Source organism: Paraburkholderia sp. J11-2 (assembly GCF_905220185.1).
Classification (GTDB): domain Bacteria; phylum Pseudomonadota; class Gammaproteobacteria; order Burkholderiales; family Burkholderiaceae; genus Paraburkholderia.
On record NZ_CAJMYY010000024.1, the window covers coordinates 1 to 15,613 of the forward strand.

Here is a 15,613-nt window from a genome sequence, read left to right on the forward strand (position 1 = left end):
GTTGAGCTCCTGCTCTGCAATTACGCTGAAATATCGATGTCTTGAAGCTGAGCCGGCAAATGCCGCGCCCTCGTCGTTCAGTCACGACGACGAAGGCGGGTATTGGCGTATTGCCGGTGTGGCAGGAACGGAAATCAGGCCTTGGCCTGGCTCGTCGACTTCGCGGAAGCCGCCTGGACGGCAACCGGCGCGGCTTCCTGGACGGAGGCGGCAACGTTCTGGAAATTGCTCTGGGCCGTTTCGATGGCCTGGCGGGTCACGCCGCGCAGCGTTTCGGCGGCATTGTTCACGGCGGCGAACGTGGAGTTCACGGCCGCGATGAACGACTCCGCGCCAACGGGCGCGTTTTGCGTCAGGCCTTCGGAAAAGGCCTTGAAGCGCTGCTCCTGCTCGCCCGATTGCACCTGGGCGGCCTGGATGAGCTCGTTTTGGGTCGTCGTCGCGATGTCGACGAGGTGGCGACCGTACGACATGGCCTTGGCGGCGGCCTGCTGCGACGCACCAATCTGCTGCGTCAGGAACTCAGTGGGGTTCCCGCTTTGCAGGGCACCCTTGAGCGTCGCTTCGCTTTCGGCAATGGCAGCCTTGCTGGCCTGCACGTTGAGATCGATCACGGCCTGCACGCCCTGGAAAACGGGTTTCGTGAGCGCAAAGAACGCTGCGACGCCGGCTTGGTAGTTCGCGCGGAATTGTTCGGGTGCGGAAACGGACATCAGCTCATGCTCCTTGGTTAGTCAAACTAATTAAAGCGCCAACCCCCGATGGCCTGACTGACGGCTGTATATCTATGTTTGAAAACTAATGCTGCATCGCCGCAGTCAATCTAGAGTGTCCATTCTAAGACAGAAATTTAACAATTTTGTGGCGCTTCTTATTAGGTAAAAACCCTGATCTCAAGTCCTTCGGGTTCGGAACTTGCAGTTGTCAAGCAACATACGTTCCGAATCGAAAAGCACGACGCTGAGCGCGGAAATTGCGTGCGGGATAAACGGCCCGAGCGACGGATTTTTGCGGCGGCGCCGTTCAAGTCATATGGGGACTGTTGACCCCGCTCCGGCTACAACGGGATTGCGGGCCACCGGGCATGATGTGGCATCGATCGGCATAAGGCGTGAATGCCCGACTTCAAACTGGGAAACGACTATGACAGCGCGGCAGAGGGTTCGCATGCGGTTCAACCGTTGCGGACCGCCGGGTCCGGGAAGGCCTTGAACGAACGCGATCCAGACGCAGACCTCGTCGCGCGCGTGGGCGCGCGCGATCCGCTTGCCGTGCGCGCGCTCGTCGCGAGCAAGCTGCCGCGCCTCATCGCACTCGCCACGCGCATGCTGGGCGACCGCAGCGAAGCCGAAGACGTCGCGCAGGAAGCATTCGTGCGGATCTGGAAACAAGCACCGGCCTGGCGCACCGGCGAAGCGAAATTCGACACGTGGCTGCACCGCGTGGCGCTCAACCTGTGTTTCGACCGCTTGCGCGGCCGCCGCGAAGAGACCGTAGACGACGTGCACGCCATGAGCGAGCCAGCACCCGATCCCGCAGGCTCGCCCGACCAGCAGATCGAAGCGCGCACGCGCGACGAACGCGTGCGCGCCGCACTCGCGGCGCTGCCCGTGCGTCAGCGCGAAGCGCTCGTGCTCACTTACTATCAGGAGCTGTCGAACCTCGAAGCAGCCGGCCTGATGGACATTTCGGTGGACGCGCTCGAAAGCCTGCTGGCGCGCGCCCGGCGCACCTTGCGCGCACAACTGGCCGGTGAAGCTGCCGGTAAGGACTCCGTATGACACCCGAACGATTCCACACTCTCGTCGCGGCGTATGGCGCCGACCCGCAGCGCTGGCCGCAGCATGAGCGCGACGACGCGCTCGAGTGGGCGCGCTCACATCGCGCGCAAGCCGACGCGGCACTCGACGAAGCCATGGCGCTCGATAGCTGGCTCGCGCGCGACATGATCGCGCCGCCCACGCGCGCGCTCTTTGAGCAGATCGTTGCGGGCGCACCGGTTAGGCCTGCTGTGAAGCCCGCTGTGAAGCCCATCTCCGCCGCGAAACGCCGCAGCTTTTGGTGGTCCGGCGCGGCGTTCGCGGGCGTGGGCCTCGCCGGAGCGCTCGCGGGCGCGCTGACGATATCGTTTGTCGTGCTCGGCGGCACGACGCCCGCAGCGCCGCACGAGCCTTATCTCAGCACGAGCTTTGGCGGGACGAGTTCGGACTGGAGCGAATCGAACCTCAACGCGGGCGCCGAAGGGAGTGACGAATGAACGGCCGCTCATGGAAGACGATGCTTGTTGGCTCGGTACTTCTGAATGTCTTTCTGCTCGGCGCCATTGCGGGCGGCGCCTGGCGCTGGCTCGCCGTGCGCGACGAGCCGCAGGCACAACCCGCGCAGCGCGTGGCGTTGCGCTTCGCCACCGAGGCGCTTTCGCCGGAACGCCAGCAGCAGTTCGCGCAAGCGCTCAAGTCCTCGCGCCGCGAAGGCCGGGAGTACGCGCGCGACGGACGCGACGGACGGCGCGAGGTGCTCGACCTGCTCGCCGCGCCGCAACTCGACCGCAACGCCATCGACGCCGCGCTCGCGCGCACGCGCACGGCGGATAGCGCGTTGCGTGCGCAAATCGAAAGCGGCGTAGTCGATTTCGCGGCCACGCTCACGCCCGAAGAACGGGTGAAGTTCGTCGAGGGACTCGAAAAGCGCGGCCAGTGGCGGTTGCCTGTGCAGCAGCAAAAGCAGCCGCAACGCGCCGCAAGCGAGGCAAGCGACGCGCAATAAAAAAGTTGACCGGCCGGCGACGGATCACACGGGCGATGACCGTTTAACGGAAATACGCAACGCTCCAGCGAACCCAAGGACCGCGCATGGAAAGCCTTTCGAATCCCCGCGCCGGCGCGATCGCCATGAACCGCTTCGGCCTGGGCGCGCGCGCCGATGAAACGCCGCCCGCCAACCCGCAAAGCTGGCTGCTCGGCCAGTTCGCTGCATATGAACCGTTGCCCGCAGCATGGCGCAACGAGCCGGGTGTGCTGGCGCTCGCCGCCCGCTTCGGCGCCGAGCGCCAACAAGGCATGGCGGACGACGCGGCAGCGAGCGCGGCTTCTGAGACTAGTACGCAAACGAACGGCCAACCCAACGCACAACAAGCCGCGCGCCGCGCGGTCAATCAGGCGATCCGCCGCGAGAGCGTGGGCATCTACCGCAGCGCGGTCAACGCGCGCCTCACGAGCGCCTTGCAGACCGACACGCCCTTCGTCGAGCGCCTCGTGCATTTCTGGTCGAACCACTTCGCCGTTTCGGTGGATAAGGCGCTCATTGCAGGCATTGCGGGCGCATTCGAAAGGGAAGCGATACGGCCGCACGTGCTCGGCAATTTCGCGGACATGCTGGTCGCTGTCGAGCAACACCCCGCCATGCAGCTCTTTCTCGACCAGACGCGCTCCGTTGGGCCCGACAGCCGGGCCGCGCTGCGCGCCGATCAGCGCGACCCCGCGCACAAGCGCGGCCTGAACGAGAACCTCGCACGCGAGATCATGGAACTGCACACGCTCGGCGTGCGCACCGGCTACACGCAAGACGATGTGACCGAATTCGCGCGTGCGCTCACGGGCTGGAGCGTGGCGGGCGTGCGCGGCCCTCAGCCGGGGAATGTGGCCAATGCCGCCGCGCCCGGCAGCTTCGTGTTTCGCCCCGCGCTGCACGAGCCGGGCGCGCGCACCGTGATGGGCAAGCGCTACGATCAGCCGGGCGCACAACAGGCGCTCGCCATCCTCAACGACCTCGCGCATGCGAGCGCCACGAGCCGCCATATCGCGTTTCAGCTCGCGCGCCACTTCGTCGCCGACAATCCGCCGCCCGCACTCACCGAACGCCTTGCGCTGGCCTTCGAACAAAGCAACGGCGATCTTCCCACCGTGTACCGCGCGCTCGTCGAAGCGCCGCAAGCGTGGGCGCCGCTCGATGCGAAGTTCAAGACGCCGTGGGAATGGACCGTATCGTCGATGCGCGGTCTCGGTTGGCGCGAACCCGGCGACATGAATGCCGCGCCGCTGCTCACGCAACTCGGCCAGCCGGTGTGGCGGCCAGGCTCGCCCGCCGGTTACGACGACATCGCCGCGAGCTGGGCCGCGCCCGATGCGCTCGTGCGCCGCGTGGAAGTCGCGCAGCGCTTCTCGGCGCGCGTGGGCGACCGGCTCGACCCGCGCACGCTCGGCAACACGCTCATGGGCGCCACGCTCAGCACGTCTACAGCAAGCGCAGTCGCGCATGCCGAAAGCGCATCCACGGCGATCGCGTTACTGCTCGTCTCGCCCGATTTTTTGAGGAGATAACCGTCATGGTTTCCCGCCGCCATTTCCTGCGCGTCGCTGCCGCTGGCGCAGGCGCGATGCTCGTCGCGCCGCAGATCGTGTTCGCCAGCGTCGCAACCGAGCGCCGCTTCGTGTTCGTGATTCAGCGCGGCGCGGCCGATGGGCTCAACATCGTCGTGCCCTACGCGGAGCCCGCCTATGCCACGCTGCGCGGCCCGCTCGCCATCGACATCGACCGCGCCACGAAACTCGACGGCACGTTTGCGCTGCATCCCTCGCTCGTACAACTGGCGCAGATGTATGGCGAAAAGCAGGCGCTCTTCGTGCATGCGATCGCCTCGCCGTATCGCGACCGCTCGCACTTCGACGGTCAGAACGTGCTGGAAACGGGCGGCCGCGCGCCTTACCAGGTCAAGGACGGCTGGCTCAACCGGCTCGTCGCCATGCTGCCTGCCTCGCGCGAAAACGCCATTGCGCTCGCGCCCACCGTGCCGCTCGCGCTGCGCGGCCCGGTACAGGTGAGTTCGTATGCGCCCTCGGCGCTGCCCGCCGCTTCCGACGACCTGCTCACGCGCGTTTCGGCGCTTTACGAAGCCGATCCGCAACTGCGCTCGCTGTGGATGTCGGCGATGAACGCACGCGGACTCGCCGGCGACGCGAGCGCGCGCCAGGACCCCGCGAGCGTGGGCAAGCTGGCCGCGAGCTTCCTCGCGCGCCCCGATGGCCCGCGCATCGCCATGATCGAAACCAGCGGATGGGACACGCACAGCGCACAGAATGCGCGGCTCGCGAATCAGCTCAAAGCGCTCGACACGATGCTGGCCTCGCTGCGCGACGGCCTCGGTGCCGCGTGGGACAAGACCACGGTGCTCGTCGCGACGGAGTTCGGCCGCACGGCCGCGGCGAACGGCACGGGGGGCACCGACCACGGGCAGGCTTCGGTGGCGATGCTCGTGGGCGGCGCCGTGGCTGGGGGGCACGTCCAGGCCGACTGGCCGGGGCTGCGCACCGCGGATCTCTATGAGTCGCGCGACCTCAAGCCCACCGCATCGCTCGACGCATTGATCGCGGGTGCTGCCGCGGAAAGCCTTGGGCTCGATCCGCAGCGCACGGCATCGACGCTATTTGGTGAAGCAGGTGCGAAAAACGCGGCTACGGGTTTGATCAGGGCGTGAACGTTTCAAGCAGACAAACCCAGCGTTCAGCGGTTAAATCGCATCCAGCGGATAAATCGGCCGCCGCACCTTCCTGAATTCAAGCTTCCCGTAATCCGAAGTCGTGACGCCCACGCCCGCGCATTCGATCACCTCGCGCGCCAGGTCGCCGAAGCCGGCACGCCAGTGCACGCGGCTTTTCAGCACGATATAGCGCTTTTGCGTCGGGTCGACGCCCACTGAAGAAAGGCAGTTCAGGTCGAACGGCTCCTGATGCGCCGATACCACCACGATCTCCACCTTGCCGGTATCGAGCACCACAGTAGGACCGGTATTGTTGAGCGCGCCGCGATACATCGGTCCGCGATTGCGGAACACGCCGTCGAACACGAGTTTCACGCGCGCCGTCACTTCGATGGGGCGGCTCGTCTCCTGCAATGCAGGCATCGGCAGCTTGCCGCCTAATGAGAGCGTGACGTCATTGCCGATGCCCGCCGCGATCGCCAGCTGCACCGCTTCGGGATCGTAGATCGCATAGAACACTGCGTTGTCGAGGCCTTGTTTCAGGACCTCCGCCAGCACCTCGGTGGTATCCATCGTCCCGCCCGACGCTGTGTTGTCGCAATGGTCGAGCAGCACGAGCGGGCCAGCCGTCGTCGAAGCCTTTGCGCGCGCGACCGATTCGGCCAACGGCTCGCTTGCATAGAGAAACTGCTCGCGCTCGCGCCACGCTTCGTCGAGCAGCGCGTCGCGCAATTCGCTCGCTTTCGCTTTGTCGCCATCGGTGCAGACCACGACACTCAGCCCCGCGTTTTCGATATCGGCGTTCGGAAAGCCCACGAACAGCGAGGCCGCCAGCGCATCGCCCTGCTCGTACCTCATGCAGCGCGCCTGCAGCGATCGGTTCGGCTCGGCGTGCGTGCCCTGACGCATCACGTGAGGCAGCATCGGCTTGTTGCCCCACGCCATGACCGGCTTGATCTCGCCCGCGATCGCACGCGCGAGTATGCGCGCCGCGCGCAATCCGGCCTCGTACATGTCGACGTGCGGATACGTGTGATAGCCGGTGACGACCGTCGCGTGCTTCACGATGTCGTCGTAAAGATTCGCGTGCATGTCGAGTGTCACGCCCACCGGCGTATGCGGGTCGATCTCACGCAGGCGGCGCAGCAGCGTGCCTTCACCGTCGTCGAGCGATTGCGTGACCATGGCGCCGTGCAGATCGAGCAGGATGCCGTCGTAGCCGCCCTTCGCCACCTCGTCGAGAATCAGTTGCGTGATGCGGCGGTAAGCGTCGTCATGCACGGGGCCGCTCGGAAAGGCGTCGGCGGCAACCGGCAGCACGATTTGCGCGCCGAGTTCGTCGGCCACGTCGATGTAGGCGCCCAGCGCGCCGCCCGTGCCGCGGTAGGCTTCGAGCGCCTGCTCGCCCGCGACCGCGCCGCCCGTGCGGCGAAAGAACCGCTCGAACGGCGTGGGGACCGGCGAAAACGTATTGGTTTCGTGTTTGAACATCGCGAGCAGCAAACGCATGAAGGTTTCCTTTCGATGTGGAGGACGTTTCTTCGCACTGCCTGGCTAGTTATAAAAACCCCGATGTATTGCCAACGCCTGGTCGACTTTCAATCCGCGTGCCATTGCCTGTCGGCATCGAGCGGATACACCGGGCGCGCGAGCCGCTCGTACTGAAAGAGACCGTAATCGGAGCCGGTCACGCCGCGGCTGTCGCATTCCACGAGCGCAGCCGCGATCGGCACGAACACCGGACGGCAATACATGCGCGACTTCAGCAGCAGAAAGCGCGCACGGCGCGGATCGATGCCCACGCTTTCGAATACGCCGAGGTCCCAAGGCTCGTGGGTGCGCTCGGTCACGACGAGCGTCGCGGCGCCGATATCGAGCACCGCCGCGCGCCCCATGTACGCGCGCTGCCCCGTGTAGGTCGGGCCGGTGATCACATATTCGCCGTCGGTGATCGCACGCACCACGCCCGTCGCCATGAAGGGCGCGCGCGGTGCGGCGCCATCGCGTGCGAGCTTGTTCCCAACGCCCAGCGTGACCTTGGCGCCCACGCCCGCGTCGATGAGCGCCGCCACGGCCTGCGGGTCGCATAGCGGGCCGCTCACCATGCCGGTCAGTCCTTGCGCGAGCGCGGCTTCGAGCAGGTCCATCGTGTCGCAGGTGCCGCCCGACATGCAGTTGTCGCCGTGGTCGAGCAGCAGCACGGGTTTGCCGGCATCTTGCGCCAGCTGCGCCGCCTGAGCGACCGACGCTTCGAGCGGCGCGCTGCGATAAACGAATTCGCCGCGTTCGTTCCAGATCTGCCGCGCGATGCGCTCGGCAACCGCATCGGCGGCCGCCGCGTCACCGTTGCCCACCACCACCACGCTGATGCACGGCGCGGGAATGTCCGCAAGCGAAAAGCCCGCGAGCACCGAAACGGCCAGCATGCCCTGCGCCTCGGCCTCGCGCGCCGCTTCGACGGCGCGGTGCATGGCGCCTTCGGCGCTCGCGCTGCGCAGCGTCGAAGTGAGCAGCGGCGGCTGCCGCCACGCCAGCACGGGCTGCGCGCGACCATGAATGCGATCGAGCAGCAGGCGCGCCGCGTGTTCGCCGGTCTCGTACATATCGACGTGCGGATAGGTCTTGAAGCTCACGATCACATCCGCGTTGTCGATCATTTTCTGCGTGACGTTGCCGTGCAGATCGAGCGCGACGGCAATCGGCGCCTCGGGCAGCGCGGCGCGCACGCGTGCGAGCAGATCGCCCTCGCCGTCCGCCGATTGCTGCGCCACCATCGCGCCGTGCAGGTCGAGCATCACCGCGTCGCAGCCGGGGGCAGCCGCGACGATGGCGTCGCAGATCGCATCGTAGGCATCGGCGGCAACGGGGCCGCTCGGATTCGCCGAAGCCGAAACGGGTGTGACGAGTTGCGCGCCTTCGCGCTCTGCCGCGTCGATGAACGCTGCCATCGCCGTGCGCATGCCCTTGTTCTCGCGATACGCCGCTTCGCCCCACGCGGGGCCGTCGCCGCCGAACGCCGCAAGCGGCGTGGCCACCGGCGAGAACGTATTGGTTTCGTGATTCATTCGCGCGATCAGGATCTTCATGCAGCGTCCTCCTCACGCACAGCAGCCACGCCCGCCGCCGCCAGCATCGCGTGCAGCAGCACGTTGCAGCCGGCCTCCAGATGTTCGGGGCGCGCATCCTCGATTTCGTTATGGCTGATGCCGTCCTTGCAGGGCACGAAGATCATGGCCGTGGGCGCCACGCGCGCGAGATACACGGCATCGTGTCCCGCACCGCTCACGACGTTCATGGCGGAAAGGCCGAGCGTTTGCGCGCCCGCTCGCACGGCGTCCACGAGCGCGGGATCGAAGGGCTGCGGGGGAAAGTACACGACCTGCTCCACGTCGATGCTCATGCCGGCCTGACGCCCTGCCTCGCTGCACGCCGCGCGCAATTGCGAGTCCATTGCGGACAGTGCCGCGTCATCGGCGGCGCGCAGGTCGACCGTCAACGTCACGCGGCCCGGAATCACGTTGCGCGAATTGGGATGCACGTCGACCCAGCCCACGGTGCCTCGCCCATGCGGCGCGTGCGCAAGCGCAATGCGGTTCACCTCTTGAATCAGGCCCGCTGCAACGAGCAGCGCGTCGCGGCGCGAATCCATCGGCGTGGGGCCCGCATGCGCTTCCATACCGTGCACCGTCACGTCGTACCAGCGTTGACCGAGCGCGCCCTGCACCACGCCTATCGTCTTCTCGTGCGCTTCGAGCACGGGCCCCTGCTCGATATGCGCTTCGAAATACGCGCCCACACGATGCGGCGCGAAGGGTCCCGCGCCCGCATAGCCGATCTTCGCAAGCGCTTCGGATACCGAAACGCCGTCCCGATCGCGCTGCGCGAGCGCGTGCTCGAGTGTAAACGCACCCGCGAACACGCCCGAGCCCATCATCACCGGCACGAAGCGCGAGCCTTCCTCATTGGTCCATACGGCCACTTCGAGCGGCGCGAGCGTGCGCACGCCCGCTTCTACCAGCGTGCGCAGCACTTCGAGGCCCGCCAGCACGCCGTAGTTGCCGTCGAACTTGCCGCCTGTGGGCTGCGTGTCGATATGGCTGCCGGTCATCACGGGCGGCAGGTCGTCGCGCTCGCCCGCACGCCGCGCGAAGATGTTGCCGATGGCATCCACGCGTATCGTGCAGCCCAACTCTTTCGCCCACGCCACGAACAAATCTCGCCCTTCACGGTCGAGCGGCGTGAGTGCGAGGCGGCACACGCCGCCCTTTTCCGTTGCGCCGATCTCGGCCAGCCGCATGAGGCTGCCCCACAGGCGAGCGCCGTTCGTGCGCAGGCGGGCGAGCGGCTCGCGAGTCATTTCCTGAACTTGCATCGATTGGGTTCCTTGCTTGAATGGGAGGCGACGTTCAAACCACGCCCACGCCCAGATAGCGGTCCTTGACCGTATGATCGGCGGCGAACTCGGCGTTGCCGCCCGTGTAGACGATCACGCCCTGCTCGATGATGTAGTGACGGTCGGCCAGTTGCGTGCACACTTCGAGGTTCTGCTCGACCAGCACGATCGCCACGCCCGCTGCCTTGATCTGCTTGAGCTGGTCGACGATCTCCTCGACGATCACGGGCGCGAGGCCTTCCACGGGTTCATCGAGCATCAGAAGTCGTGGATGATTCATGAGCGCGCGCCCGATCGCGAGCATCTGCTGCTCGCCGCCTGATAACTGCGCGCCGCCGTTCTTGCGCCGCTCCTTCAGGCGCGGGAAGATCCGGTAGATGTCTTCGAGCTGCCACGGCGAATCCTTGCGCGCGCCAAGGCGCAAGTTTTCCTCCACGCTCAGCAAACGGAAAATGCCGCGATGCTCCGGCACGAAGCACAGGCCAGCCGCCGCGATCCGGTGCGCCGGCTGTCCGCTAACCGTCTTGCCGGAGAAGTCGATCACCCCGCCACGCGGCGCCACCACGCCCGCAATCGTCTTGAGCGTCGTGGACTTGCCGGCGCCGTTGCGGCCTAGCAGCGTGACCGTTTCGCCCTCGTTCACCTGCAGCGACACGCCCTGCAGAATATGGCTCTTGCCGTAGTACGCGTGAATATCCCGCACGTCGAGCATCATGCGCGGCCTCCCGTAATCATGTTGCCGAGGTAGGCGCTGCGCACGCGTTCGTCGCCGCGTATTGCATCCGGTTTGCCCTCCACGAGCACGCGGCCCTGCTGCATCACTGTGATGGTGTCGGAGATGTCCATGACGATGCCCATGTTGTGCTCGATGAGCACGACCGTATAGTCGTCGCGCAGGCCGCGGATCAGCGTCTTCATGTCGTCGAGATCGTCGATGCCCATGCCCGAGGTGGGCTCGTCCAGAAAGATCGCGCGCGGCCGCGCGGCCAGCGCCATGCCCACTTCGAGGCGCCGCTGCTGGCCATGCGAGAGCGCACCCGCCGCCGTATCCGCATGGCGTTGCAGCGCGAGGCGCTCCAGCACGCGCTCCACCGTTTCCGCATGGGCGAGCGCGCCGTGCGGCGGGGTCCAGGCGTTGAGCGCACGGCGCGCCTGAACACCTTGGGCCGCCACGCGCAGGTTCTCGCGCACGCTCAGGTTCTGAAACAGGCTCGTCACCTGGAACGAACGCGCAATACCGCGCCGCACGCGTTTGTGATCGGGCTCGCGCGAGATGTCGTGGCCATCGAATACGATGGTGCCCGAAGAAATCGGCACCGTACCCGTGAGCACGTGAAAGAGCGTGGTCTTGCCCGCGCCGTTCGGCCCGATCACCGAATGCACCGTGCGCGGCGCGATGCGCAGGTCCACGCCCGAAAGCGCCGTGAATTTGCCGTAGCGCTTCACCACGCCGCGCGCCTCCAGAATCGCTTCGCTCATGCCTGCTCCTTGCTGTGCGCATCCGCGCCTTCTGTGCGCCGCAGCGCGACCGCCACGCGCTCACCCAAACCCCACAGACCGCGCTGCATGAAGAGGCTCACGGCGATCAGCACGAGGCCGAGCAGCAACAGCCAGCGCGGCCAAAGGGTGGAGAGCCAGTCGGCAAAGAGCACATAAAACGCCGCACCGATTACCGAGGCGAACAGGTTGCCGCTGCCGCCTATCACCGTCATCAGCAGGATCATTTCGCTCGTGTGATAGTCGATGTTGGAGAGCGGCGCGATGCCGGTCATCATCGCGTGCAGCGCGCCGGCGAGACCGGTGACCGCACCCGAGATCACGAACGCCATCAGCTTGAAGCGGCTCACGTGATAGCCCGCCGCACCCGCGCGCGCCTCGTTGTCGCGAATCGCGAGCAGCGTGCGGCCGAATACGGAATGCGACACGCGCACCATCAACGCGAACACGACCACGAACACCACCGCGACAAAACCGTAGTACTGCCACGGCGAATCGAGCGCGACGAGTGCGTGCGAGCCGATTGAAAGCGCCGGACGCGGGATGTCGAGCAGGCCGTTGTCGCCGCCGGTGATATCGGGCAACGAATAGGCGAGAAAGTAGAAGAGCTGGCCGAACGCGAGCGTGAGCATCACGAAGTACGTGCCGCGCTGGCGTATGGAGAACCAGCCGACCATCGCCGCAGCGAGTGCACCCAGTACGGCCGCAGCCGCCAGCGCCACGAGCACCGAAGGCACGCCGTGCGTGAGCAGGATGCCGGCGGTATAGCTGCCAAGGCCGAAGAAAATGCCCTGTCCGAACGAGAGGAGCCCTGTAAAGCCCAGCAGCAGATTGCAGCCCAGCGCGGCGAGTGCGAACACGAGCACTTCGGTCGCGAGCGACCCCGAGCGGATGGTGAGCGGCAAAGCGCACACCACGACGATGGCAAGCAGAACATAACGATAGCGCCGCAGCAGGCCGCCAGTCCCGGCCGCATCGGGTGTGCCCGCGCCAGTGGCGAGCTTTGTCGATTCGATCATGCGGCCCTCCCGAGCAGTCCGTTCGGACGCAGCAGCAACACGGCCGCCATCGCCACGTAAATCATGAGCTGCGCGCCTTGTGGCCAGAGCGTGCTCATGAGGCTCTGCACAATGCCGACCAACAGGCCGCCCACCAGCGCGCCGAGAAAGTTGCCCATGCCGCCCACCACCACCACGACGAAGGCCACGCTCAACGCCTCGAGCCCCATGAACGGATCGACGCCGCGTATGGGCGCCGCCAACACGCCCGCGAGTGCCGCCGTGGCCGCGCCGAGTGCGAACACGAGGCTGAACACGCGTGTGACATTGATGCCGAGCAGCGACACCATTTCGGACGACTCACTGCCCGCCCGCACCGCGCTGCCAAGCCGCGTGCCTTCGAGCACCCACCAGAGCAGCACGGCGAGCACGGCGGTGAAGCCGATCACGAACAGACGGTACTTCGGATAAACGAAGCTGCCCCAGATCACCACGCCATTGAGCGCGTCGGGCACGGCCACGTTGTCGCCGAGCGGTCCCCACACGAGAATCGCGCACTCCTGGATCACCAGTGCGAGCCCGACGGTGGCGAGAATATGGAACTCGTGCTGCTGCGCATAGATATGCCGCAATACGAGTTTCTCCACGATCCATGCCAGTGCGCCCACCACGATCGGCACGATCGCGAGCGAGAGCCAGAAGTTGCCCGACCACTGCAGAAACTGATAGCAGCAGTACGCGCCGAGCAGGTAGAACGCGCCGTGCGCGAAGTTCACGAAGCGCAACAGGCCAAAGACGATCGAGAGACCGACCGCCAGCAGGAAATACAGCATCCCGACGCCGATCCCATTGATGATCTGCAGCAGATAGACATTCATGGCTTGCGTAGCGTAGAAGTGACGAGCGAGCGGCAAGCGGGGCCGCCATGAAACCTCAGGCGATCTTGCACTCCGTCTTGTCGAGCGGCAGGAACGACTGGCCCGAGCTGACGATGTCCACGTAGTCGTCGGCATTCTTCATCGCGGACTTCTTCTTGCCCTTCAAAAGATAGTAGTTCTTGAGCACCTGGTGGTCGCCCTTGCGAATTTCTTCAGGGCCCGTCAAACCCGCATACTTCATGCCTTCCAGCGCGGCAACGACTTTCTTCGGATCGGCACTGCCCGCCTTCACCATGCCGTCGAGCAGGATCTTCGAGCAGATGTACGAGCCCGCGAGGCTGTAGTTGGGGTTGGCCTTGAAGGCTGCCTGGGTGCGCTGCACGAGGTCGTGATTGAGCGGCGTGTCGATGCCGTGCCAGTATTGCGCGCCGAAGTACACGCCGTCGCACAGGTCCGGGCCGAGCGCCTCGAACTGTTCGAGACCCGAGGCCCAGGCCATCAAGATCGTGCAGTTGTTCTTCATGCCGAAGCTCACGGCCTGGCGCAGCGTATCGGAGGACTGCGAACCGAAGTTGAGAATGAGCAGCACGTCGGGCTTGGCCGCCACCGCGTTCGTCAGATAGCCGCTGAATTCCTTCTCGGTGAGCGAGTGATAGCTGTTGCCCACGTGCTCGATGCCCTTCTCCTTGAACACGTTCTTCGCGGCGGTGAGCAGGCCTTCGCCGAACACGTATTGCGGCGTGATCGTGTACCAGCGTTTGGCCTTCGGCTGCATCTGGATCAGCGGGCGCACGGTCTGCTCGATCGCGCCGAAGGTCGGCACCGACCAGCGGAACGTGGCGGCGTTGCAGTCCTTGCCCGTGATTTCGTCGGCGCCGGCCGTGGTGATGAACACGCCGCCGCTCTTGTCGACTTCCTTGCCCATGGCAAGCGCTTCGGACGACAGCACGCCGCCCGCGAAGAAGCGCACGCCCTTTTGCTGCTCGATCTCCTGCACGCGGCGCACGGCCGTGGCGGGCTTGCCCTCGGTGTCGAGCGTGGTGTAGTCGAGCGGCAAGCCGAGCACCTTGCCGTACTGCTTGACCGCGAGCTGCATGCCGAGATCGGCGTACTTGCCGTTGGCCGCGAACGGCCCCGACATCGGCACGGGGCACGCGAGCTGCACGCCGGCCGCCCCCTGTGCGAACGCCCGGGAGGACGAGAGGACGCTCAGCGCGCCCGGCATGGCCGACAGCGCGGCCAGTTTCAACAGTTCTCGGCGATTCAAGTTGAGGCTCCTTGTGGGGACACACAGACACGAACGACGCGGCAGACTGCAAAACCGTACCGGCGCCAGCGAGACGGCCTGCGAGACGGTGATTTCTATTTATCATGATAAATAGAATGAACCCGATGCTAGGTATAATTAATTGCAGTGTCAATCCGTCAAAAACCTCGTCGGCCTGGCCACGCCTTCTCACAAGCGGCGGCGCGGCCGGCGCGAAACAACGAAACCAACATTACGCAGGGAGTCGCGAAGATGGTCACGAACCGGGTCAGATCGGGGACCGCCGTCGAAATCAAGCAGCCCAAGCGCGCCGATCTCGTCGCCGAGGAGATCAAGCGCCTGATTACCGAAAAGGACTTGAAACCGGGCGACCGGCTGCCGCGCGAAGCCGAGTTGCAGCAGCTCTATTCGGTCAGCAAGAGCACGATTCGCGAGGCGCTGAAGTCGCTCGAGGTGCAAGGTCTCATCAAGGTGTCGACGGGGCCGAGCGGCGGGGGCATGGTCGTGGAAGTGCCGCTCGACCGCACGCTGCAATTGCTGCAGAACTATCTGTTCTTCAAGGATGTCTCGATCGACGACATCTATACCGTGCGCCAGCAGCTCGAACCCGAACTGGCCGCGGGCGCCGTGCCGCATCTCACCGAAGCGGACTTTGCCGCGCTCGAGGCGAACATCGAATGCTGCGACGGTGCGAGCGCGCCGCATGACCGCGGCCACCTCGTGCGTCAGCGTCAGGAGGACATGACCTTTCACGACATCCTCGCGGCCGCGAATCCCAATCCGTTTCTGCGCTTTATCTGCGAGCTGATCAACGAAATGATCCGGCAGCTGATCGAGTTCAGGAACGACACGCCGATTGCCGAGCATCGCCGCTTTGGCACTTCGAACGTCAAGATTCACCGCGAGATCGTGAAGGCCGCGCGCGAGCGCGACGTCGAACGTGTGCGCGCGCTCATGGTCGAGCACATGACGGAGGCGCCCAAGCATGTCAAGCGCATGAAAGGCAAGCTGCGCGGGCGGCTGATTCTCGATTCGGAAATCCGCAAGCGCGTGCGTGTGATCACAGGGGCTAGCGCAGCGGACGAAAAGGAGGAGTGAGGCATA

The 15,613-nt window shown here is 65.6% G+C and carries 15 protein-coding genes; 6 read left to right on the top strand and 9 right to left on the bottom strand.

Annotated elements, in window-relative coordinates:
- Nucleotides 1–134 precede the first annotated feature (134 nt).
- Nucleotides 135–713: a TIGR01841 family phasin gene (gene phaP, locus U5A57_RS29020; protein WP_321915095.1), complete on the bottom strand. Its 579-nt coding sequence runs from the start codon at nt 711–713 to the stop codon at nt 135–137.
- Nucleotides 714–1,115: 402 nt separating this feature from the next.
- On the opposite strand from phaP, the gene U5A57_RS29025 reads away from it, so the two are divergent.
- The 5 genes from U5A57_RS29025 to U5A57_RS29045 all read left to right on the top strand — a co-directional run bounded on the left by U5A57_RS29025 (nt 1,116) and on the right by U5A57_RS29045 (nt 5,473).
- On the top strand, nt 1,116–1,781 hold the full coding sequence (locus U5A57_RS29025; RefSeq protein ID WP_321915096.1) for an RNA polymerase sigma factor: 666 nt from the start codon (nt 1,116–1,118) through the stop codon (nt 1,779–1,781).
- Nucleotides 1,778–2,257 (top strand): hypothetical protein, encoded by a 480-nt coding sequence (locus U5A57_RS29030; protein WP_321915097.1) that lies wholly within the window; start codon nt 1,778–1,780, stop codon nt 2,255–2,257. Before U5A57_RS29025 ends, U5A57_RS29030 begins: the two co-directional genes overlap by 4 nt.
- Entirely contained in the window at nt 2,254–2,766 is a 513-nt protein-coding gene (locus U5A57_RS29035) for a periplasmic heavy metal sensor (RefSeq protein ID WP_321915098.1), read from the top strand. The genes U5A57_RS29030 and U5A57_RS29035 overlap by 4 nt, the downstream gene beginning before the upstream one ends.
- Nucleotides 2,767–2,852: 86 nt before the next feature.
- Complete coding sequence (locus U5A57_RS29040; RefSeq protein ID WP_321915099.1) at nt 2,853–4,319, top strand: DUF1800 domain-containing protein; 1,467 nt, start codon at nt 2,853–2,855, stop codon at nt 4,317–4,319.
- Between the two features lie 5 nt (nt 4,320–4,324).
- A complete protein-coding gene (locus U5A57_RS29045) occupies nt 4,325–5,473 on the top strand; it encodes a DUF1501 domain-containing protein (protein ID WP_415774676.1) in 1,149 nt (382 codons plus the stop codon).
- Between the two features lie 33 nt (nt 5,474–5,506).
- Here U5A57_RS29045 and U5A57_RS29050 read toward each other — a convergent pair whose 3' ends face one another.
- From U5A57_RS29050 to U5A57_RS29085, 8 genes are all read right to left on the bottom strand, one after another.
- Nucleotides 5,507–6,985 carry a M81 family metallopeptidase gene (locus U5A57_RS29050; RefSeq protein ID WP_321915100.1) on the bottom strand — a complete coding sequence of 493 codons (1,479 nt, stop codon included), beginning with the start codon at nt 6,983–6,985 and terminating at the stop codon, nt 5,507–5,509.
- Nucleotides 6,986–7,074: 89 nt separating this feature from the next.
- Complete coding sequence (locus tag U5A57_RS29055; protein WP_321915101.1) at nt 7,075–8,562, bottom strand: M81 family metallopeptidase; 1,488 nt, start codon at nt 8,560–8,562, stop codon at nt 7,075–7,077.
- Nucleotides 8,559–9,848 carry a Zn-dependent hydrolase gene (locus U5A57_RS29060; protein WP_321915102.1) on the bottom strand — a complete coding sequence of 430 codons (1,290 nt, stop codon included), beginning with the start codon at nt 9,846–9,848 and terminating at the stop codon, nt 8,559–8,561. Before U5A57_RS29060 ends, U5A57_RS29055 begins: the two co-directional genes overlap by 4 nt.
- A gap of 34 nt (nt 9,849–9,882) precedes the next feature.
- Nucleotides 9,883–10,584, bottom strand: a complete 702-nt coding sequence (locus U5A57_RS29065; RefSeq protein ID WP_321915103.1) for an ABC transporter ATP-binding protein — start codon at nt 10,582–10,584, stop codon at nt 9,883–9,885.
- Nucleotides 10,581–11,348, bottom strand: coding sequence for an ABC transporter ATP-binding protein (locus U5A57_RS29070; protein ID WP_321915104.1), 768 nt, complete (start codon nt 11,346–11,348; stop codon nt 10,581–10,583). The genes U5A57_RS29065 and U5A57_RS29070 overlap by 4 nt, the downstream gene beginning before the upstream one ends.
- Nucleotides 11,345–12,385, bottom strand: coding sequence for a branched-chain amino acid ABC transporter permease (locus U5A57_RS29075; RefSeq protein ID WP_321915105.1), 1,041 nt, complete (start codon nt 12,383–12,385; stop codon nt 11,345–11,347). Before U5A57_RS29075 ends, U5A57_RS29070 begins: the two co-directional genes overlap by 4 nt.
- On the bottom strand, nt 12,382–13,242 hold the full coding sequence (locus tag U5A57_RS29080) for a branched-chain amino acid ABC transporter permease (RefSeq protein ID WP_321915238.1): 861 nt from the start codon (nt 13,240–13,242) through the stop codon (nt 12,382–12,384). Before U5A57_RS29080 ends, U5A57_RS29075 begins: the two co-directional genes overlap by 4 nt.
- 55 nt (nt 13,243–13,297) lie before the next feature.
- Nucleotides 13,298–14,509: an ABC transporter substrate-binding protein gene (locus tag U5A57_RS29085; RefSeq protein ID WP_158761461.1), complete on the bottom strand. Its 1,212-nt coding sequence runs from the start codon at nt 14,507–14,509 to the stop codon at nt 13,298–13,300.
- Nucleotides 14,510–14,761: 252 nt separating this feature from the next.
- Between U5A57_RS29085 and U5A57_RS29090 the strand changes: the two genes are divergently transcribed.
- Complete coding sequence (locus tag U5A57_RS29090) at nt 14,762–15,607, top strand: FadR/GntR family transcriptional regulator (protein ID WP_321915107.1); 846 nt, start codon at nt 14,762–14,764, stop codon at nt 15,605–15,607.
- Nucleotides 15,608–15,613 lie beyond the last annotated feature (6 nt).

Bases quoted from the DNA above. Each gene is read 5' to 3' on its own strand.
- U5A57_RS29040 (WP_321915099.1), top strand. From the start codon at position 2,853: ATGGAAAGCCTTTCGAATCCCCGCGCCGGCGCGATCGCCATGAACCGC.
- U5A57_RS29030 (WP_321915097.1), top strand. From the start codon at position 1,778: ATGACACCCGAACGATTCCACACTCTCGTCGCGGCGTATGGCGCCGAC.
- U5A57_RS29060 (WP_321915102.1), bottom strand. From the start codon at position 9,848: ATGCAAGTTCAGGAAATGACTCGCGAGCCGCTCGCCCGCCTGCGCACG.
- U5A57_RS29025 (WP_321915096.1), top strand. From the start codon at position 1,116: ATGCCCGACTTCAAACTGGGAAACGACTATGACAGCGCGGCAGAGGGT.
- U5A57_RS29075 (WP_321915105.1), bottom strand. From the start codon at position 12,385: ATGATCGAATCGACAAAGCTCGCCACTGGCGCGGGCACACCCGATGCG.
- U5A57_RS29065 (WP_321915103.1), bottom strand. From the start codon at position 10,584: ATGATGCTCGACGTGCGGGATATTCACGCGTACTACGGCAAGAGCCAT.
- U5A57_RS29080 (WP_321915238.1), bottom strand. From the start codon at position 13,242: ATGAATGTCTATCTGCTGCAGATCATCAATGGGATCGGCGTCGGGATG.
- U5A57_RS29050 (WP_321915100.1), bottom strand. From the start codon at position 6,985: ATGCGTTTGCTGCTCGCGATGTTCAAACACGAAACCAATACGTTTTCG.
- U5A57_RS29045 (WP_415774676.1), top strand. From the start codon at position 4,325: ATGGTTTCCCGCCGCCATTTCCTGCGCGTCGCTGCCGCTGGCGCAGGC.
- U5A57_RS29090 (WP_321915107.1), top strand. From the start codon at position 14,762: ATGGTCACGAACCGGGTCAGATCGGGGACCGCCGTCGAAATCAAGCAG.
- phaP (WP_321915095.1), bottom strand. From the start codon at position 713: ATGTCCGTTTCCGCACCCGAACAATTCCGCGCGAACTACCAAGCCGGC.
- U5A57_RS29070 (WP_321915104.1), bottom strand. From the start codon at position 11,348: ATGAGCGAAGCGATTCTGGAGGCGCGCGGCGTGGTGAAGCGCTACGGC.
- U5A57_RS29055 (WP_321915101.1), bottom strand. From the start codon at position 8,562: ATGAAGATCCTGATCGCGCGAATGAATCACGAAACCAATACGTTCTCG.
- U5A57_RS29035 (WP_321915098.1), top strand. From the start codon at position 2,254: ATGAACGGCCGCTCATGGAAGACGATGCTTGTTGGCTCGGTACTTCTG.